We start from the raw sequence: 18,773 nt of genomic DNA on the forward strand, positions 1-18,773 counted from the left end.
TTTAAAAGTTCTACCTTTTTGGTATTTTAGTAAATTTTATATTAAAAACTCAACACAAACAATGAAAAAACTACTAATATTATCTTTATTATTAGCATTTGTTTTTCCTTCAGAAATAAATGCGCAAAGACGAAAATCAAAGAATAAAAAAGAAACTTCAACCGAGAAATCTAAACCTAAAAATAAGACAAAAAAATACTCTGATTTTGTGAAAAAAGACACAAAATCTGACGAAGGTTTATTTAAAGTTCATGAAAACGACGGAGAATACTTTTATGAAATTCCGAAAAGTTTATTTGGAAAAGAAATGCTTTTAGTAAGTCGAATTAAAGAATTGCCTTCAAATTTTGGAGGAGGTTATATAAATGCTGGTTCAAAAACAAACGAACAAGTTGTCGTTTGGGAGCAATTTAAAAAGAAAATCCTCCTAAAAATAAAATCTTATAATGCCATTGCAAACGATTCTTTACCAATTTACAAATCGGTAAAATCAAACAATTTAGAACCTATTTTATATGCGTTTGATATCAAAACAGAAAGCAAAGATTCTTCTGCTGTTTTAATTAACGTTACTAGATTTTTCTCTTCAGATGTTAAAGCAATTAGCGGAATAGGAAGTAGATCAAGAACCCAATACAAAGTAAAAAAATTGGATAGCAAAAGAAGCTTTATCAATACCATAAAAAGTTATCCTAAAAATATTGAAGTTATACAAGATTTTACTTTTGATGCAAGTAAACCACCTTCAAACAGAAATGCAGGTACCATTAGTATCAGAATGAATCAGTCAATGATTTTACTACCAGAAAAACCTATGACACCGCGTTTATTTGACAAACGTGTTGGGTATTTTACTGTTGGAACTGTAGATTATAATTCAGAAAAATTAAAAGCAGATAGCAAAAGGTATATTAGCCGCTGGAGGTTAGAACCAAAAGATAAAGAAGCTTACGCAAGAGGTGAATTGGTTGAACCTATTAAACCGATTGTTTACTATTTAGATCCGGCAACGCCAAAAAAATTACGCAAATACATAAAACAAGGTGTAGATGATTGGGCTGGAGTTTTTGAAACTGCTGGATTTAAAAATGCTATTATGGCGAAGATGCCACCGAGCAAGGAAGAAGACCCAGAATTTAGCATGGAAGATATTAGATATTCTTCAATAAGATATGTGGCAAGTACTACAAGAAATGCCGTTGGGCCAAGTGTTTCTGATCCTCGTTCTGGTGAAATTATTGAAAGTGATATTATTTGGTATCACAATCATTTGCGTTCATACAGAAACAGGTATTTATTAGAAACTGGTGCTGCAAATCCTTCTGCCAGAACCTTAGATACTCCTGATGAAGAAATTGGAGAAATGATGCGAATGGTTATTGCGCACGAAATTGGTCATGCATTAGGTTTACCTCATAATATGGCTGCAAGTTATGCATACCCAACAGAATCTTTACGAGATGGTGATTTTACTCAAAAAAACGGAATCGCAGCAACTATTATGGATTATGCTCGTTATAATTATGTAGCACAACCTGAAGATAAAAACATTCGTTTTATTCGTCAGTTAGGACCTTATGATCATTACTCAATTAATTGGGGATACCGTGTAATTCCTACTGCTACGACTCCTAAAGACGAAGTAAAAACTTTAGATAAATGGATTGATGAAAAAGCAGGTGATCCTATTTATAAATTTGGGTATCAACGTAGGGGTGGATTTGACCCTGCTTCACAAACTGAAGGTATTGGAAACGATTTAATAAAAGCAAGTACTTACGGAATTAAAAACCTAAAAATCGTTGCTACAAATTTACCTAAGTGGACCTCTGACCAAACAAATGATTATACCGATTTAAATGAGTTATACGGAGAATTATTAAGCGTTTGGAATCGTTATATAAATCATGTAGTTGGTAATATTGGTGGTGTTTTTGAAGATAACAAAAAACCTAATCAACAAGGTAATGTGTATTCGGTATTAGCAAAAAGCAAACAAAAAGAATCGTTAAATTGGTTATTAAAAAAGACCTTCACCACACCAAATTGGTTATTAGATAAAAATATTTTAGCAAACATTAATCACACGGGCTATGTTGAAAGAATGGGGCGTTTACAAAATCGTCATTTAAGTAGTTTATTGAGTGAATCCCGCTTACAAAGAATGACTAATTCGGAAGTTACGAGTGATGATTTTTATGCTGCAGCAGATATGGTTAAAGATCTTAGAAAAGGTATTTTCTCTGAAGCTAACTCAACTAAAAACGTAACTGTTTACAGACGGAATTTACAAAAGAATTTTATTGACAGACTAGGTATTTTACTGAATAGCAAAAGTGCTAAAAACTCAGATGTTTCTTCAATTTCTCGCGGTGAGTTAACTTCTTTAAAGTATTTAACAAACAATGCTAGTAAAAGAGCTGTAAATAGTATTACAAAATACCATTACAAAGACTGTATCGCAAAGATTGATGCAATTTTAAATTCTAAAAAATAATAGTATCTCGAGTGATCTTTAACTATCGACTCCGCTCGATATAACATTATTACTTTCTTAACAAACTAGTACCTATTGCGCATTGTAAACAGCGTTTCTTTGCGCAATAGTTGTTTTTAAGCTCTAATAAAGCCTGACTTTCAAAAGCATTTTTAGCTGTAATATTTAAATCTGAAAACTTAGTTATTATTGAGTTTCTCTCTGGCTTTATTTGTTGCATCAATTTAAAAAAACCGTCACTATTTACTTCTCCTCTAATTTGTTCGTTCACAAACTTTAACGGCAAAACAGTGTTTACCAACAATAAATCTATAAATGATTTTGTGAGTTTTTTTGCTGATTTTTTTGATTCGGTTTCAAACGTATAATGTGTCTTCCAAAAATCAGATATTGCTACTGAAAACAAATCATAAAAATCTTCTAGTTTATTTAACTCCATCAATTTAGAAAACAAATTTTGATATTTAAAAAACAACGCTATTAACTGTGCTATTCGAATAGTAGGAAAATTTGTTGGTCGCATTCTAAAAAATTGAAATAAACTATTAGAAATTGGCAGTAACTTATATTTATGCTTTAAATATGCATACTCGTTTTTTAATTGAATAAAATACGAATCCTCTACTTCACTCTCTAAAAATCCTGCTTGTCCGAATAATAAAGCTGACAATTGGAATTCATTAAACCGGACTTTTTTTAAAATTGAAAACTCAAACGATTGCGCTAATTGTAAAAAAGCTTCTCCATTAATTTTCAATCCAAAATTTTTAGCTAATAACTGAAATAAAACACTCTCGAAATCATTATTTGATTTCACTAATAACTCTTTTATTAATACCGCCTTGTTTTCTAATCGCTCAAAATACAATCGCTCTAACCAATTACTCATCAAAAAAGAATCTACTTCATTAATTTGTTGCTCACACGGAATCCAACGAAGTTGTTTAGAAAATAACGATTGATAATTATTAAGTACGTTTTTATCAATTAAACCATGCAACTCAAGAGTTGGTAATGGCTTATTATTTTTCATAAAAACAGCTGAATCATGTTGCCAAACTACATGTAAAATTACGGCATCATAGTTTTTATCTTCTTCGTGTTTGTGTAAATACCAATCAGATGAGTTGATGTGAATTTCAACATTCCCAATCCATAATTGATTATTTATTTTAAGATGTGTGTTTAAAAAATCTGGTCCAGTATTTAAATTATGAGTCCCGGATTTAATTATTTGAATCGTTTCGTTAGCTACAGATTTTAAGCTGCTCGAAGGAAACAACTTATTTTGCCATAAAAAATGTAGAAAATCTTCTTTCATAATCCGGAGTTAGCAATTATTTTTTGACCATTAAGATATAAAAATATTACTAAACCACTTTTTATCAGTAATTTAAACACTTCAACAAAAGCATTAATCATAGAAAAACAACTCATTCAACTTTAACCTTTTCGAGTAAAACAAAATGAAAGATTAAATTTATTGACTCATCAATTTTTATAATAATCAAATAGTTGTTTTTATTAAAAGCTATTGTAATTTTGTAATCTAAATAAATTAGAATGAACAGTATAGAAAATTTAAAATGGCGTTATGCTGTTAAAAAATTCGACGAAAATAAATCACTTTCAGAAGTACAAATAAACATTTTAAAAGAAGCTTTTAATTTAACAGCTACTTCATACGGATTGCAACCAATTAAAATGGTTGTAATTCAAAACAAAGAAATTCAAGAGCAACTAGTTGTTCATTCTTGGAATCAGCCACAAGTATTACAAGCGTCACATGTATTGGTTTTATGTATTCCGAAAGAATACACTACTAATGATATTGATTCTTATTTTTCATTGGTAAAAAACATCAGAAATACTCCTGATAAAATTTTAAATCCGTTTAAAGAAATGTTGAGTTCTTCAATAGCTAGCAAAACGCAAGAAGAATTAACTATTTGGAATAAAAACCAAGCATACATTGCCTTGGGTAATTTAATGACTGTTGCGGCAAACGAGCAAATAGACTCTTGCCCAATGGAAGGTTTTATTCCTGAAAAATACGATGAAATTTTAGGTTTAAACAAACATAATTTAACATCTGTTTTAGTATTGCCTGTTGGTTTTAGAGCGGAAGACGATTATATGAAAGATCTAAAAAAGGTTCGTAAAAATATAGAAGACGTAATTATAGAAATGTAATCTTAAAATAAATGAACGGAATTGAAATCTTTCAATTCCGTTCATTTAAAATTTATTAAACCCTTTGCATTTAATTTACAATTACAATTTAGTACATTCGTAATTCATAATTAAACCGTATGCAACCACTACACATAATACTCCTTATTCTTGCCTATTTTGGGGTACTAATTCTTATTTCTTACATCACTGGTAAATCGGCAAACAATAATACTTTTTTTAAAGCAGATAATTCTTCTCCTTGGTATTTAGTTGCCTTTGGTATGATTGGCGCTTCTTTATCGGGTGTAACTTTTATTTCTGTTCCTGGTTGGATTGAAGGACAACAAATGAGCTATATGCAAATGGTATTGGGTTATGTTGTTGGTTATGCTGTTATTGGTTTGATATTACTCCCGTTATATTACCGACTACACCTTACTTCTATCTACACCTATTTAGAAGATCGTTTTGGTAGATATTCCTATAAAACCGGAGCTTCTTTTTTCTTATTATCAAGAACTGTAGGTGCTGCTTTTCGATTATTTTTAGTAGCCAATGTATTGCAATTAATTTTGTTTGATGCATACGGAATTCCGTTTTGGGTAACCGTAACCATTACTATTTTATTAATTTGGTTATACACTTTTAAAGGAGGAATAAAAACGATTGTTTGGACAGATACCTTGCAAACTTTATTTATGCTAATCGCCGTAGGAGTTTGTATTGTTACTATTAAAGACGAAATGCAAATAGAAAACTTAACCTCCTATATATCAGACAACAAATTATCTAAAATGTTCTTTTTTGATGATTGGAAATCTGGAAATTATTTTTGGAATCGATTCTTTTCTGGAGCATTTATAGCTATTGTTATGACAGGTTTGGATCAAGATATGATGCAAAAAAACTTAACCTGTCGTAACTTAAAAGATGCGCAAAAAAATATGTTTTGGTTTACGCTTGTGTTAGTAATTGTAAACTTTTTCTTTTTAGCCTTAGGGGTTTTATTAACCGATTACGCAACTACAAACGAAATTAACGCGCACAAAGATCAATTATTCCCAACGATTGCCATGAGTGGCGAGTTAGGCTTAGCAACTTCTTTATTCTTTTTACTAGGATTAATAGCTGCCGCTTATTCAAGTGCCGATAGCGCATTAACTTCTTTAACAACTTCTTTTAGTATTGATATTTTAGAAATTGATAAAAAAGAAAAAAATCAAGAAAGAACACGAAAAAAAATACATGTCTTATTCTCAATCATATTAATTGCAACAATTTTAGTTTTTAAATATTTTATTGCTGATGCCAGCGTGATTGCTAAAATATTTCAGTTTGCGGGTTATACTTATGGGCCATTATTAGGTTTATATGCCTTCGGATTATTTACCAAACTAAATATAAAAGACAAGTTAGTTCCTGCTATTTGTATTGCATCGCCAATATTTACTTATTTGATAAGTATTTTTAGCAAGTCGCAATTAAATTTCGACTTCGGATTCTTTGTATTAGTGTTAAACGGATTTATTACTTTCTTCGGATTATTAGCCATAAAAAAATCTAAATATGCCTAAAAAAGGAAAAGCAAAAAACACTGTTAATAAAGCAAAACATACGCGCTTAATGAAACAGAAAGAGAGCAAGGTTAAACTCGAAAAAAAACGAAATAAAGAGCGTTTAAAAGCCCTTGTAAAAAAGATGAATGAACAAAAAGAAACGGAATAGCTTTATTTGTTTTAAGCAATATTTCAACAAAAAAATCCCGAGTGTTTAACGCTCGGGATTTTTAGTATATAAATCTTAAAACTATTTATCAATTGATCCTAAAACACGTTTCATAAAATTATTTAACGCTTCTTTTTTAGGGGTACCATCTTTAATCATTTTATCAACTTCAATAGCACCATACATATTAGATATCAACTCACCAATAACATCTAACTCTTCATCTTTTAATGACGAAACTTCTGTTAAGGCCTCTAATGTTTCAATCGTTTCTAGTATATAATCCTGATCGTTTTCTTCAATAAATGAAGTTAAGTGTTTTATAATTGGTAATTTCATAATTTTTTTCTGTTTTTTCAGGTCTAGCAAAGTTGAGACCTTATTATTATAGTATCGCTACTTTGCGCAGGCTGATAGAAATTATATTACTTCGTTTACTAAATCTTTTAACACATCAAACTTATTGGTTTGTGCTTGGTTTACAAACTTACCATCTACAAAAGTGGCAAAGGTTGGTAAATTACTTACATCTGCCAATTGCCTGCTTTCAGGAAATTTTTCTGCATCAACAATTACAAAAACTATTGCTTCATTTTCAGAAGCTAATTTCTTAAATTTTGGTTTCATAATACGACAATTACCACACCAAGTTGCCGAAAACTGTACCGCTACTTTTTTATTGTTTGCTACTAAATCTGCTAAATTATCTTGACTTAATTCTTGTACCATAGTTTTATTTTATTAAAAAGGAGTTCGTGTATTTCATCCCCCAATTAGTACACGAACGTGCTCCTTTCTTAGTATTATTAGTTTGCTGCTAAATACTCAGCTGTTCCTTTTGCGTTTGGCTTCATTGCTGTTTTACCTTCTTCCCAGTTTGCAGGACATACTTCTCCATTTTTCTGAACGTGAGCATAAGCATCAATTAAACGTAAAAATTCATTTACATTACGACCTACTGGCATGTGGTTAATTCCTTCATGAAAAACAGTTCCTTCTTCATCAATTAAATAAGTAGCTCTATATGTTACATTATCTCCAACAACTTGTACTGTTTGAGTTGCTTCATCAAAAACCTCATCAGAAATATCTAAAATCCCTAAGATTGATGATAAATTACGATTACTATCTGCTAAAATTGGGTATGTAACACCTTCAATTCCTCCGTTATCTTTTGATTGATTTAACCATGCAAAGTGAACTTCTGGAGTATCACAAGAGGCACCAATTACAATTGTATTTCTTTTTTCAAATTCTCCTAATGCTGCCTGAAAAGCATGTAACTCGGTAGGACAAACAAAAGTAAAGTCTTTTGGATACCAGAATAACAATACTTTTTTCTTGTTATTTACTGCTTCTTCTAAAACATTTATTTTGAACGTATCTCCCATTTCGTTCATTGCATCTACATTTAAATCTGGAAATTTTTTACCTACTGCTGTTGCCATTTTTATATTTTTTATTGATTATTATTCATTTTAACGAGTACAAATATACCAAGCAAAACAAGTAGAACAGAAAAAAATTGATGCTAATTTTTTATATTTATATCAATTTTACTTATACCTAACAGCTGTAGTTATTACTTTATACTATTTCAATTTTTTAGCTTATCTTTTTAAATACATAAGCTAAAAGAGTTAATTATAGTTTTATATACGTTAATTTAACTGTAGTTTTTCTATTATTTTTGATGCAACTTAATTATACCTATGAACAATTTAAAAAACAAAACAATTCCTAAAGAAATTTTAACCAAGGTTACAAAAGCACTTTCGTACTTTCCTTCTTTAGAAAACATACCTATTACTTTTAAATTTAAAAAGGACATTAAAAAATCGACTATGCAAGCGCAACCTGAGTTTTTAACCGTTTTATTCGGAAAAAAACCAAGGCATTATGTTATTTTCATCAGCGAAAAATTTAAAATCTCAGGTACAGAATTAAGAACAAGAGATATTCCTTATGATGTGTTTGTTGGTTGGATTGGTCATGAACTTGGGCATATTATGGATTATGAAGAAATGAGTAATTCTCAATTAATATGGTTTGGTTTTAAATATATCCTTCTCGAAAAACATATTATTAACGCCGAAAGAAAAGCGGATCATTTTGCTGTTCAGCAAGGAATGGAAGATTATATTATGAAAACTAAAAACTTCATTTTAAATCATGCCGATATAACACAAACATATAAAAACAGAATGAAGCGTTATTATTTATCTCCAGAAGAAATTATGCAACTAGTTAACGATCGTGATAATGTTACTTTAAAACCTTAAGCTTTTAAAGCTTCTTTTACAAAGGCTTCCCACTCTGTAAATTTCTCACTTCCCATAACTCTCTCCATTTTTACTTGACCTCCTTTTTTCTTATTTCTCTCGCTCCAACTATGAAAAATAGCGGCAGGTATTATATTCACTTTTACCCCTTCTAAAGCTTTACTTCTCGCTACTTTGTAATTTTTATTTGCTTCTTTTAAAAATGTGTCTAATTTTTCAGCAACTAGCGATTCATCTTCTTTCAAATCTGTTCCGATATACCAAGTATGATAAAACTCATCATCTTTATGTCGTTTTGCACAAATAGTATATTCTGTTATTTGTGTATTAAACTGCTCTTCTAAATGCTTCATTCCTGCATCCATTTTATTAACAGATAATTGCGACCCAACTGTGTTTAAGAAAAACTTAGTTCGACCTGTAATTTTAATTTCTGCTCTTTCAACATCCGTGAATTCAATTGTATCACCAATAAGATATCTCCACAAACCACTTACCGTACTTATTATTAAAACATAATCTTGATTTAATTCTACATCTTTTAAGCCAACAGAAGGTGCGTCATCTTTTAACGATCCGTCCGAGAGTATATACTCGGGTTTAAAAGGAACAAATTCAAAATAAATACCTTCATTTGTATTTAACTGCATTGCGTCTGTTTCTGGTCTTACTTGTGTTGCAATATATCCTTCGGATGCTAAATAGGTATCTATCACCGTAACTTCTTTTCCTAATAAAGCTTTAAAACTTTTTTCATATGGGCCGAACGCCACACCTCCTGAAGTATAGACTTGAAGGTTTGGCCACATTTCGTGAATATTATTTAGGTTGTGATATGCTATTACTTTTTGCAACATTAATTCTATCCAAGAAGGAATACCGCTTAAAGCACCAATATCCCATTTTTCTGCATCTTCAGCAATTTTTTGTACACGTGTATCCCAGTCTCCAATTTTAGCAATATCTTCACCTGGCTTATAATAACTTTTGAACCAAAACGGAATATTACTTGCAGTTATACCGCTTATTTCACCTTCTTCTTTGTCATCTTTTCGTTGATTTAAATCGGTAGAACTACCCAACATCATAATTTCTTTCTCAAAAAAATCAGAAGGCAAATCGAAGTTTTTAAGAGCCAACACTTGTTTAATTCCAGATTGTCTTATAGCTTCTAACATTTCGTTAGTAACAGGTATCCTTTTACTTTCTGATCCTGTTGTACCTGAACTTAACGCAAAATAATCTGGACTATTAGGCCATGTTACATTTTCTTGTCCTTCATGTAACTTAAACCACCACTCTTTATTCATTGTGTCATAATCAAAATAAGGAACTTCTTTAGCAAACGGAACTGCTAATTGTGGTGTTTTTAAGATCTCTTCAAATTTATATTGCTTACCAAACTGTGTATTTTTAGCTGTAGTTAATAAGTCATTTAAAACCTTTTCTTGATTTTCTATATGATTATCACTCTTTACTAATACGTTTGCCATATCAATAATTCCTTTTATAATACCTCCTAAAACTGCCATAAACCTTAATTTTTATCAAAAATAAGCAAGAAAAAGCATTAAACAGCATAAAAATAGCTATTGAGTTAACATTAATATTTTTTGAGTCAAGCCTTGCTTCTCTTCTCAATTACCTTTGTAGTATCAATAATTATTAACCTAAAAACAAGATAAACATGAGTGATGATAAAAATATTTTTGGAGTATTAGTAGGAATGGCAGTTGGTGCCGGAATTGGGGTGTTATTTGCACCAGATAAAGGAAGTAAAACAAGACAAAAAATAGCAGATGGCGCTGTTTCTGCAAAAGAAACTATTGTTACAGAAGCTACACACCTTAAAGACGAAGTTGCTACAAGAGCTGAAGCTTTAAAAAACAATGTTTCTGATACTTTAAGTACAAAAAGTCATACGTTAGAAGAAAAATTAGACACCATTATTACGGACGCTAGTTACAAGGCTGAAGATGTAATCTCTAACTTAGAATTGCGTCTTAAAACATTAAAGGCTAAGAATAAAAAATTACAAACTAAATAATGTCTGTTTTTAAATCTTTACACACAAATTCAGAAAGAGCGATCGAAAAAGGCGAAGATTTTATTAAAAATTCTGAAAAATACTATAAGTTAAAAGTTTTTCAGGTTTTAACCTCTTCTCTTAGCATGATTTTTAATTTTGCTATTATAGGTATTTTTATACTTATTGCCTTTATATTTTTAGCTGTTGCAATGTCATCAGTTATTGGTAAGTATTTAAACAATCCTTTTTTAGGATATATATTAGTTGCATTACTGTTTTTTGTTTTTGGACTTATTGCGTATTTAGTAAGAAACCGTATAGATAACTTTGTTATTAAAAGTTTATCTGAAAAATATTTTGATGATGAAGAAACACTATAAAAACAGCCAAGAAATAACTACCGAATTAAAAAAACTACGTCTTAAACGTGATATTTCTGTTGAAGAAATTAAACTGATAAAAGAGCAGTTAAAAGAAGATTTGTCAATTGCTAATTGGATAAGAACATTGGCAACAAATCTTGGTAAATTAGGTGCTTATAATTTTGCAAAAAAAATGATGAAATAACGTGCTATATGAATACAGGAATTTTATTTAACGAAAAATACCTAGAAAATGTTTTAAAACATCTTCTAGGTATTTATATTTAATCGTAATTTTACGATCCCTATTTACTTGCAAATAATTTTATATCATTTTCTGACACTTCTTTCTCTCCAAGAATAATTAAACGTTCTACGACATTACGCAACTCTCTAATATTACCTGTCCAATCATATTCTTGCAACAATTTAATGGCACTTTTCGAAAAGCCTTTCTTTGGCATTCCTTGTTCTATTGATATTTTCTCTGAAAAGAAATCTACCAATAACGGAATATCATTTCTTCGATCATTTAATGCTGGTACTTTTATTAAAATTACCGCTAGTCGATGGTATAAATCTTCTCTAAATCTTCCTTCTGCAATTTCCTCTTTTAAATCTTTATTGGTCGCTGCTACAATACGCACATTTACCTTTATATCTTTATCAGAGCCTACACGCTGAATCTTATTTTCTTGCAAAGCACGCAATACTTTTGCTTGCGCCGATAAACTCATATCACCAATTTCATCTAAGAAAATAGTTCCTCCATTTGCGGCTTCAAACTTACCTGCTCTATCTTTATTTGCTCCTGTAAAAGATCCTTTTACATGACCAAACAGCTCACTTTCTATTAATTCAGACGGAATCGCAGCACAATTCACCTCAATCATTGACCCTTTTACTCTGTCTGATTTTTCGTGTAACCAATGTGCCACCAACTCTTTTCCGGTTCCGTTCGGACCAGTAATTAAAACGCGTGCATCGGTAGCTGCTACTTTTTCAATAATTTCTTTAATGTGAATAATCGCATCACTCTCACCAATCATTTCGTAATTCTTGCTTACTTTCTTTTTTAACCGCTTGTTTTCTACAACCAATTCTTTTTTATCTAAAGCATTACGAACCGTATTTAATAAACGATTTAAATCTGGCGGCTTAGAAATATAATCGAATGCTCCTAAGCGCATCGTATTTACAGCGGTATCAAGATCTCCATGTCCAGAAATCATTACTATAGAAGTTTCTGGTTTCATTTTTTTAGCTTTTTCTAACACCTCAACACCATCCATTTTTGGCATTTTAATATCACATAAAACTAAATCATAATCATTGTTTTTAATCATTTCAAATCCTGATAATCCGTCTTCAGCTTCTTCAACCTGATACGCATCATTTTCTTCTGAAATAATTTTTTTTAACACCCTGCGGATTGCAGCTTCATCTTCTATTATTAATATTTTCGACATATATATATAATCTTTTTAATAATTTTTAAAATGCAAGAACCAAGCCACTATGCTTTCTTTTCAATAATATGAATATCTCTTTGAGGAAACGGAATTGATATATTGTTTTCTCTAAACAATTCATCTATCTTAAATCGTAATTCGCTCTTTGGTATTTGTGCCTGAAAACTATCATTTAATGTAAAGACAAGTTTAAAATCTAAAGAACTATCTCCAAAGTTTTCAAAAAATACTACTGGCTCTGGATGACTAAAAACTTTTGGATGAGAAATTGCTGCCGATAACAATAATTTTTTAACCAACTGCACATCGCTTCCATAGGCTACACCTACTTTTACGCTTTCACGAGTTGTGGTTCCGTTTTGAGTCCAATTATACAAACTATTCGTTAAGTACTTATGATTAGGAATTACCAATACTCTATTATCAATCGTTACAGCTCTTGTAGTACGCAGTTTTATTTCTTCTACCCTACCAACTTTATCATCTAACTCTATAATATCGCCCACATGTACACTTTTATCAAGAATGATAAAAACACCAGATATAATGTCTTGAAAAAAAGTTTGCAATGCTAAACCAATACCTATTAATAATGCTGATGACGCTACTAATATAGCACTTAAATTAACTCCTGCAGAAGATAAACTTATTGAAAAAACAATTAAATAAAGAAGCCAACTTGCAAAAGAAAAAATAGTATCAAACTTATTTTCATCCTCTTTTTCTAACCTGTTCTTTACAAATTTTTTAAAATATTTAAGAATAAACCTTACTATTATAAAGGCTATAATTAACAATAAAATTGTTTTTACTGTTATATCTATTTCCTTGCCCCCTAAAGGCACTTTAATGTTTAAAAAACTTGTGATCTCTTTTAATATATCTTTCATTTTAAATAATTATTTAACCGTTATAACGAATCCATTTCCATAAGTCTTTATACGTTGGTTTTTTACCGTACATTAAAATACCTACGCGGTAAATTTTTGCTGCAAACCATACAATTAGCATAAATGTAAGGATTAGGATTAACATTGATATTGCTATTTCCCACCAAGCTACACCAAACGGAATACGCATTAACATTACAATTGGTGATGTAAAAGGAATGTATGAAAAAATTACGGATACAGGCCCATGAGGATCGTTCATTACTGTAGCGAAACCAACATATACTCCTAAAATTAAAGGCAACATTATTGGCATCATAAATTGCTGTGTATCGGTTTCATTATCAACTGCGGCTCCTACTGCAGCAAATAATGAGCTATACAACATATAACCTCCTAAGAAATAGAAAATAAATAAGAAAAACATTTTTAACAAAGGCAACCTAAGTATTTCCTGAATAATCATTTCACCTTTACCTCCTGCTGCTTTTTGCATCGCTTCCATTTGTTCTGCGGGTACTTTTGCTGATTGCATTTCTACCATATCAACTCCAAAAACTGATGAAGCTACTAAACTAAATATCAACAATAAAATTCCCCAAATGAAAAATTGCAACAAACCTGCAGATGCATTACCTATAATTTTACCTAACATTAACTGAAAAGGTTTTACTGAAGAAACAATTATTTCAATTATTCTACTTGTTTTTTCTTCAATAACACTTCGCATTACCGAAGTACCATAAATCATCACAAACATCATTAATAAATAACCAGCTAAACCACCCATTGCAATTTTTAATCCGTTTATTAATTTAGAAGATTTTTCGCCTGAGAAATTAAACATTTTTATATCTGTCGACATTTTTGATGCTTTAATTTGTGCTAAATCAATGCCGAATTTTGTTAATTTTTCGTTTTGCAATGTTTTATCAACCTTGCTTTCTAAATTCCCCATGATTGACATACTTGGCGAATCTTTTGAGAAAAACTCAATTGAATTTGCCAATACTTCCAAGCTATCTATTTCAGGGATGTATAGCGCTCCGTAATAATCACCATCTTCTACCTTCTTTTTAGATTCTTCAATTCCGAGTGCTGTAAAATCTTCGTATTTAACTGTTTTAGAATCTTTAAAGATATCTTTAGAAAACAAACCTGACTCATCTACATAAACTATTTTCTTAACTTTTTCGTCATTTTTTTTCATCAAGAAAAAAACCAGCGCACCCATACCAATCATTAATAACGGACTTAAAAAAGTCATCATTATAAACGATTTATTTCTAACCTTAGCAATGAACTCACGTTCTATAATTAATCGTAATCTGCTCATCTTTTAATTGTTTTTATTTACTGCCTGAATAAAAATATCGTTGGCACTTGGTATTAATTCAACAAAATGCTGTACTTGTCCTTGGGTTGTTAAAAATGATAATAAATCATTTGCTGAATTACCGTTGGTTAATTGTACATTTAATTTTAATCCATCATTTAACAATTTAAAATCAGCTGGTAGCACATTAAAGCTCTCTTTCAACTTAGCTTCAACCTCTTCCGGATTTGCCGTGTTTACACCTACCTGAAAAGTATTTGTTCTAAACTCTTTTTTAATATCATCTAACTTACCGTCTAAAATCTTGTTAGATTTATCTATTAAAGCAATATAATCACACATTTCCTCTACAGATTCCATTCTGTGTGTAGAAAATATTATCGTTGCTCCTTCATCGCGAAGTTGTAAAATTTCTTTTGCTATTAATTGTGCATTAATCGGGTCGAAGCCTGAAAAAGGTTCATCAAAAATTAATAATTTAGGCTGGTGTAATACGGTTACTATAAACTGTATTTTTTGTGCCATTCCTTTAGAAAGCTCTTCAATTTTTTTATTCCACCAAGCACCTATATCAAATTTATCAAACCAATATTTCAATCGTTTTTTGGCTTCAGCTTTACTCAATCCTTTTAATTGCGCTAAATACAAAGCTTGCTCACCAACTTTCATCGATTTATACAAACCCCGTTCTTCTGGTAAATAACCAATATACTCTATATGATTAGGAGCTAGTTTTTCTCCATCTAAAATAATTTCACCACTGTCAGGCATTGTAATTTGATTAATGATTCTAATCAAAGATGTTTTTCCTGCTCCGTTTGGTCCTAAAAGCCCGAAAACGCTTCCTTTAGGAATTTGCAATGACACATTATTCAACGCCGTATAATCACCGTAACGCTTTACTACATTATTAATTTCCAATAAATTATTCATCGATTTTATAGTTGATTAGCTGCTGTTTGTCGCAAACCAGCAATGACAAACTTACATATTTTTACATTGATTAGTAACATCTTTAAAGCAAACGTTACATATTAATTCAGCGTTAAATTTACTATGCACGCATAACTTTTTTCAAAAATACTATGCATGCATAATAAATTTCTGTATCTTTGGCTTCACATGGATAAAAATAAATCAATAGATCACCAACTAAGAGCCACATGGCAAGCTGTTGCAAAAATGTACAATGAACAAGCTGCAAAGCATGACAGTACGATGGCAACTGCTTTTGTTTTATTGAATATAGATTTTGAAAAAGGAACTCCATCAACTGCTCTAGGTCCGTTAATGGGAATGGAGCCTACAAGCCTTTCTAGGTTATTAAAAACAATGGAAGATAAAGGTGTTGTTTGCAGAGAAAAAAGTCCTACCGATGGAAGAAGCGTTATTATAAAACTTACAGATTACGGTAAAGAAATGCGTCAAATTTCAAAAGGTCATGTCTATCAATTTAACAACGAAGTACGAAAACATATTACTGAAGAAGAATTAAATTTATTTTTTAAAGTAACAACAACCATAAACAAACTTATTACAGAAAAAACGGTATATAATAGTACCAATAAAAAAGCTGTATAAAAACAAACCTATAAACAAATGACAAGAAGAATTAAAAAAGTAGCAATCGTCGGTTCTGGAATTATGGGAAGCGGTATTGCTTGTCATTTTGCTAACATTGGCGTTGAAGTCTTATTATTAGACATTGTTCCTAGAGAACTTAACGACAAAGAAAAAGCAAAAGGACTTACGTTAGAAGACAAAGCTGTTCGTAATCGTTTGGTTAATGACGCTTTAACAGCTTCTTTAAAATCAAAGCCATCTCCTATTTATAAAAAAGAATTTGCAAGTAGAATTACTACTGGAAATTTAGAGGATGACATTGCTAAAGTTGCCGATGTAGATTGGATTATGGAAGTTGTTGTTGAACGATTAGATATTAAAAAAATCGTTTTCGAAAAATTAGAAAAATATCGTACTCCTGGTACTTTAATTACTTCTAATACTTCAGGTATTCCTATCAAATTTATGAATGAAGGAAGAAGTGAAGATTTTCAAAAGCACTTTGCGGTAACTCACTTTTTTAACCCTCCACGTTATTTAAAATTATTCGAAGTTGTTCCTGGTCCAGATTGTAAACAAGAAGTAACTGACTTCTTAATGGATTATGGTTCTAAATTCTTAGGAAAAACTTCAGTATTAGCTAAAGATACACCTGCTTTTATTGGTAACAGAATTGGAATCTTCGGAATTCAATCTTTATTTCACCAAGTAAAAGAATTAGGGTTAACTGTTGAAGAAGTTGATAAATTAACCGGTCCGGTGATCGGTCGCCCAAAATCAGCAACTTTCAGAACTGTTGATGTTGTTGGTTTAGATACTTTAGTACATGTTGCTAACGGTATTTATGAAAACTGCCCTAACGACGAAGCTCACGAATTATTTAAACTACCAGGTTTCATTAACACTATGATGGACAATAAATGGTTAGGAAGTAAAACAGGGCAAGGTTTCTATAAGAAATCAGTAAATGCTGAAGGAAAGAAAGAAATTTTAACGTTAGATTTAGATACGATGGAATATCGTTCTAAAAAACGTGCTTCTTTTGCTACTTTAGAATTAACAAAAACTATTGACAAACCAATTGATCGCTTTAAAGTATTAGTTGGCGGAAAAGATAAAGCGGGTGAATTTTACCGTAAAAACTTCGCAGCAATGTTTGCGTATGTTCAAAATAGAATTCCAGAAATTTCTGACGAATTATATAAGATTGACGATGCTATGAAAGCTGGTTTCGGTTGGGAAAATGGACCTTTCGAAATTTGGGATGCTGTAGGTGTAGAAAAAGGTATCGAATTAATAAAAGCTGAAGGAAAAGAGCCAGCTGCTTGGGTTACCGAAATGGTAGCTAAAGGAGAAACTTCTTTCTATACAGTTAAAGAAGGAGCAACTTACTTTTATGATGTTACTTCTAAAGCACAAACTAAAAAGCCAGGTCAAGATTCATTTATCATCTTAGATAATATTCGTAAAACTACCGAAGTATTTAAAAACTCAGGAGTTGTTATTGAAGATTTAGGAAATGGAATCTTAAACTGTGAATTCCAATCTAAAATGAACACCATTGGTGGCGATGTTTTAGCTGGATTAAATAAAGCAATTGACTTAGCTGAAAAAGATTTCCAAGGATTAGTTGTTGGTAACCAAGGAGCAAACTTCTCGGTTGGAGCAAATATCGGAATGATTTTTATGATGGCTGTAGAGCAAGAATATGATGAATTAAACATGGCTATCAAGTATTTTCAAGATACAATGATGCGCATGCGTTACTCTTCTATTCCTACAATTGCTGCACCGCATGGTATGTCTTTAGGTGGTGGATGTGAATTATCATTACACTCAGATAAAGTAGTTGCCGCTGCAGAAACCTATATGGGATTAGTCGAATTTGGTGTTGGAGTTATCCCTGGTGGTGGTGGTTCTAAAGAAATGGCTTTACGTGCTTCTGATACTTTCCGTACAGGAGATGTTCAGTTAAACGTATTACAAGAGTATTTCTTAACTATTGGTATGGCTAAAGTAAGTACTTCTGCTTATGAAGCTTTCGATTTAGGATTATTAGAAAAAGGAAAAGATGTAGTTGTTGTAAACAGAGAACGTCAAATTGCTGAAGCTAAAAAGCACGCTGTATTAATGGCTGAAGCTGGTTATACACAACCTGCTGCACGTAAAGATGTATTAGTTCTTGGTAAACAAGCATTAGGTGCATTTATGGTAGCAACGGATTCTATGCAAGCAAGTAATTTTATATCAGAACACGATCAGAAGATTGCAAATAAATTAGCCTACGTAATGGCTGGTGGAGATTTATCAGAACCAACAAAAGTTTCTGAACAGTATTTATTAAACCTAGAACGCGAAGCTTTCTTAAGTTTATGTTCAGAGCGCAAAACATTAGAGCGTATTCAGCACATGTTAAAAACTGGTAAACCATTAAGAAACTAA

General features: G+C 31.1%; 19 protein-coding genes. 10 read left to right on the forward strand and 9 right to left on the reverse strand.

Annotated elements, in window-relative coordinates:
• Positions 1–61 precede the first annotated feature (61 nt).
• Positions 62–2,497, forward strand: a complete 2,436-nt coding sequence (locus P2G10_RS01145) for a zinc-dependent metalloprotease (RefSeq protein WP_275314893.1) — start codon at positions 62–64, stop codon at positions 2,495–2,497.
• 49 nt (positions 2,498–2,546) lie between these two features.
• Here P2G10_RS01145 and P2G10_RS01150 read toward each other — a convergent pair whose 3' ends face one another.
• Positions 2,547–3,818 (reverse strand): DUF2851 family protein, encoded by a 1,272-nt coding sequence (locus P2G10_RS01150; RefSeq protein WP_275314894.1) that lies wholly within the window; start codon positions 3,816–3,818, stop codon positions 2,547–2,549.
• Between the two features lie 242 nt (positions 3,819–4,060).
• Between P2G10_RS01150 and P2G10_RS01155 the strand changes: the two genes are divergently transcribed.
• The 3 genes from P2G10_RS01155 (at position 4,061) to P2G10_RS01165 (ending at position 6,397) form a co-directional block, all read left to right on the forward strand.
• Positions 4,061–4,690: an NAD(P)H-dependent oxidoreductase gene (locus tag P2G10_RS01155; protein WP_275314895.1), complete on the forward strand. Its 630-nt coding sequence runs from the start codon at positions 4,061–4,063 to the stop codon at positions 4,688–4,690.
• A 119-nt stretch (positions 4,691–4,809) separates the two neighbouring features.
• Entirely contained in the window at positions 4,810–6,246 is a 1,437-nt protein-coding gene (locus P2G10_RS01160; RefSeq protein WP_275314896.1) for a sodium:solute symporter, read from the forward strand.
• On the forward strand, positions 6,239–6,397 hold the full coding sequence (locus tag P2G10_RS01165) for a hypothetical protein (protein ID WP_275314897.1): 159 nt from the start codon (positions 6,239–6,241) through the stop codon (positions 6,395–6,397). The genes P2G10_RS01160 and P2G10_RS01165 overlap by 8 nt, the downstream gene beginning before the upstream one ends.
• 81 nt (positions 6,398–6,478) lie before the next feature.
• Here P2G10_RS01165 and P2G10_RS01170 read toward each other — a convergent pair whose 3' ends face one another.
• From P2G10_RS01170 to P2G10_RS01180, 3 genes are all read right to left on the reverse strand, one after another.
• Entirely contained in the window at positions 6,479–6,736 is a 258-nt protein-coding gene (locus P2G10_RS01170; protein ID WP_218773139.1) for a DUF6952 family protein, read from the reverse strand.
• Positions 6,737–6,817: 81 nt separating this feature from the next.
• On the reverse strand, positions 6,818–7,126 hold the full coding sequence (locus P2G10_RS01175; protein ID WP_275314898.1) for a thioredoxin family protein: 309 nt from the start codon (positions 7,124–7,126) through the stop codon (positions 6,818–6,820).
• Positions 7,127–7,203: 77 nt separating this feature from the next.
• Positions 7,204–7,845, reverse strand: coding sequence for a peroxiredoxin (locus P2G10_RS01180; protein ID WP_218773141.1), 642 nt, complete (start codon positions 7,843–7,845; stop codon positions 7,204–7,206).
• Between the two features lie 264 nt (positions 7,846–8,109).
• Here P2G10_RS01180 and P2G10_RS01185 point away from each other — a divergent pair, with 264 nt between their 5' ends.
• Positions 8,110–8,679: a hypothetical protein gene (locus P2G10_RS01185; protein WP_275314899.1), complete on the forward strand. Its 570-nt coding sequence runs from the start codon at positions 8,110–8,112 to the stop codon at positions 8,677–8,679.
• On the opposite strand, the gene P2G10_RS01190 is transcribed toward P2G10_RS01185, so the two are convergent.
• Positions 8,676–10,211 carry a GH3 family acyl-acid amido synthetase gene (locus P2G10_RS01190; RefSeq protein ID WP_275314900.1) on the reverse strand — a complete coding sequence of 512 codons (1,536 nt, stop codon included), beginning with the start codon at positions 10,209–10,211 and terminating at the stop codon, positions 8,676–8,678. The two genes, P2G10_RS01185 and P2G10_RS01190, sit on opposite strands and share 4 nt — an antisense overlap.
• 155 nt (positions 10,212–10,366) lie before the next feature.
• On the opposite strand from P2G10_RS01190, the gene P2G10_RS01195 reads away from it, so the two are divergent.
• From P2G10_RS01195 to P2G10_RS01205, 3 genes are read left to right on the forward strand one after another with little or no spacing between them, the layout of a single operon-like run.
• Positions 10,367–10,726 (forward strand): YtxH domain-containing protein, encoded by a 360-nt coding sequence (locus P2G10_RS01195; protein WP_218773144.1) that lies wholly within the window; start codon positions 10,367–10,369, stop codon positions 10,724–10,726.
• Positions 10,726–11,088, forward strand: a complete 363-nt coding sequence (locus P2G10_RS01200) for a hypothetical protein (protein ID WP_218773145.1) — start codon at positions 10,726–10,728, stop codon at positions 11,086–11,088. Before P2G10_RS01195 ends, P2G10_RS01200 begins: the two co-directional genes overlap by 1 nt.
• Positions 11,069–11,275, forward strand: coding sequence for a hypothetical protein (locus tag P2G10_RS01205; protein WP_218773146.1), 207 nt, complete (start codon positions 11,069–11,071; stop codon positions 11,273–11,275). The genes P2G10_RS01200 and P2G10_RS01205 overlap by 20 nt, the downstream gene beginning before the upstream one ends.
• Positions 11,276–11,375: 100 nt before the next feature.
• Here the strand turns inward: P2G10_RS01205 and P2G10_RS01210 are convergent, their stop codons facing one another.
• The 4 genes from P2G10_RS01210 to P2G10_RS01225 are packed head-to-tail and all read right to left on the reverse strand — an operon-like array spanning position 11,376 to position 15,701.
• Entirely contained in the window at positions 11,376–12,539 is a 1,164-nt protein-coding gene (locus P2G10_RS01210; protein ID WP_275314901.1) for a sigma-54-dependent transcriptional regulator, read from the reverse strand.
• 47 nt (positions 12,540–12,586) lie between these two features.
• Positions 12,587–13,432, reverse strand: coding sequence for a mechanosensitive ion channel family protein (locus P2G10_RS01215; protein ID WP_275314902.1), 846 nt, complete (start codon positions 13,430–13,432; stop codon positions 12,587–12,589).
• Between the two features lie 13 nt (positions 13,433–13,445).
• A complete protein-coding gene (locus P2G10_RS01220) occupies positions 13,446–14,768 on the reverse strand; it encodes an ABC transporter permease (protein WP_275314903.1) in 1,323 nt (440 codons plus the stop codon).
• Positions 14,769–14,771: 3 nt separating this feature from the next.
• Positions 14,772–15,701, reverse strand: a complete 930-nt coding sequence (locus tag P2G10_RS01225) for an ABC transporter ATP-binding protein (RefSeq protein ID WP_275314904.1) — start codon at positions 15,699–15,701, stop codon at positions 14,772–14,774.
• A gap of 189 nt (positions 15,702–15,890) precedes the next feature.
• Between P2G10_RS01225 and P2G10_RS01230 the strand changes: the two genes are divergently transcribed.
• Positions 15,891–16,349 carry a MarR family winged helix-turn-helix transcriptional regulator gene (locus tag P2G10_RS01230; protein ID WP_218773151.1) on the forward strand — a complete coding sequence of 153 codons (459 nt, stop codon included), beginning with the start codon at positions 15,891–15,893 and terminating at the stop codon, positions 16,347–16,349.
• An 18-nt stretch (positions 16,350–16,367) separates the two neighbouring features.
• The gene (locus P2G10_RS01235; RefSeq protein ID WP_218773152.1) at positions 16,368–18,773 is read left to right on the forward strand and encodes a 3-hydroxyacyl-CoA dehydrogenase/enoyl-CoA hydratase family protein; all 2,406 of its coding nucleotides are present in this window, start codon (positions 16,368–16,370) and stop codon (positions 18,771–18,773) included.

Source organism: Tenacibaculum bernardetii (genome assembly GCF_029125915.1).
Classification (GTDB): Bacteria; Bacteroidota; Bacteroidia; order Flavobacteriales; family Flavobacteriaceae; genus Polaribacter; species Polaribacter bernardetii.

Excerpts from the sequence above, each read along its gene's own strand:
- P2G10_RS01145 (WP_275314893.1), top strand. The coding sequence starts at position 62 with ATGAAAAAACTACTAATATTATCTTTATTATTAGCATTTGTTTTTCCT.
- P2G10_RS01150 (WP_275314894.1), bottom strand. The coding sequence starts at position 3,818 with ATGAAAGAAGATTTTCTACATTTTTTATGGCAAAATAAGTTGTTTCCT.
- P2G10_RS01155 (WP_275314895.1), top strand. The coding sequence starts at position 4,061 with ATGAACAGTATAGAAAATTTAAAATGGCGTTATGCTGTTAAAAAATTC.
- P2G10_RS01160 (WP_275314896.1), top strand. The coding sequence starts at position 4,810 with ATGCAACCACTACACATAATACTCCTTATTCTTGCCTATTTTGGGGTA.
- P2G10_RS01165 (WP_275314897.1), top strand. The coding sequence starts at position 6,239 with ATGCCTAAAAAAGGAAAAGCAAAAAACACTGTTAATAAAGCAAAACAT.
- P2G10_RS01170 (WP_218773139.1), bottom strand. The coding sequence starts at position 6,736 with ATGAAATTACCAATTATAAAACACTTAACTTCATTTATTGAAGAAAAC.
- P2G10_RS01175 (WP_275314898.1), bottom strand. The coding sequence starts at position 7,126 with ATGGTACAAGAATTAAGTCAAGATAATTTAGCAGATTTAGTAGCAAAC.
- P2G10_RS01180 (WP_218773141.1), bottom strand. The coding sequence starts at position 7,845 with ATGGCAACAGCAGTAGGTAAAAAATTTCCAGATTTAAATGTAGATGCA.
- P2G10_RS01185 (WP_275314899.1), top strand. The coding sequence starts at position 8,110 with ATGAACAATTTAAAAAACAAAACAATTCCTAAAGAAATTTTAACCAAG.
- P2G10_RS01190 (WP_275314900.1), bottom strand. The coding sequence starts at position 10,211 with ATGGCAGTTTTAGGAGGTATTATAAAAGGAATTATTGATATGGCAAAC.
- P2G10_RS01195 (WP_218773144.1), top strand. The coding sequence starts at position 10,367 with ATGAGTGATGATAAAAATATTTTTGGAGTATTAGTAGGAATGGCAGTT.
- P2G10_RS01200 (WP_218773145.1), top strand. The coding sequence starts at position 10,726 with ATGTCTGTTTTTAAATCTTTACACACAAATTCAGAAAGAGCGATCGAA.
- P2G10_RS01205 (WP_218773146.1), top strand. The coding sequence starts at position 11,069 with ATGATGAAGAAACACTATAAAAACAGCCAAGAAATAACTACCGAATTA.
- P2G10_RS01210 (WP_275314901.1), bottom strand. The coding sequence starts at position 12,539 with ATGTCGAAAATATTAATAATAGAAGATGAAGCTGCAATCCGCAGGGTG.
- P2G10_RS01215 (WP_275314902.1), bottom strand. The coding sequence starts at position 13,432 with ATGAAAGATATATTAAAAGAGATCACAAGTTTTTTAAACATTAAAGTG.
- P2G10_RS01220 (WP_275314903.1), bottom strand. The coding sequence starts at position 14,768 with ATGAGCAGATTACGATTAATTATAGAACGTGAGTTCATTGCTAAGGTT.
- P2G10_RS01225 (WP_275314904.1), bottom strand. The coding sequence starts at position 15,701 with ATGAATAATTTATTGGAAATTAATAATGTAGTAAAGCGTTACGGTGAT.
- P2G10_RS01230 (WP_218773151.1), top strand. The coding sequence starts at position 15,891 with ATGGATAAAAATAAATCAATAGATCACCAACTAAGAGCCACATGGCAA.
- P2G10_RS01235 (WP_218773152.1), top strand. The coding sequence starts at position 16,368 with ATGACAAGAAGAATTAAAAAAGTAGCAATCGTCGGTTCTGGAATTATG.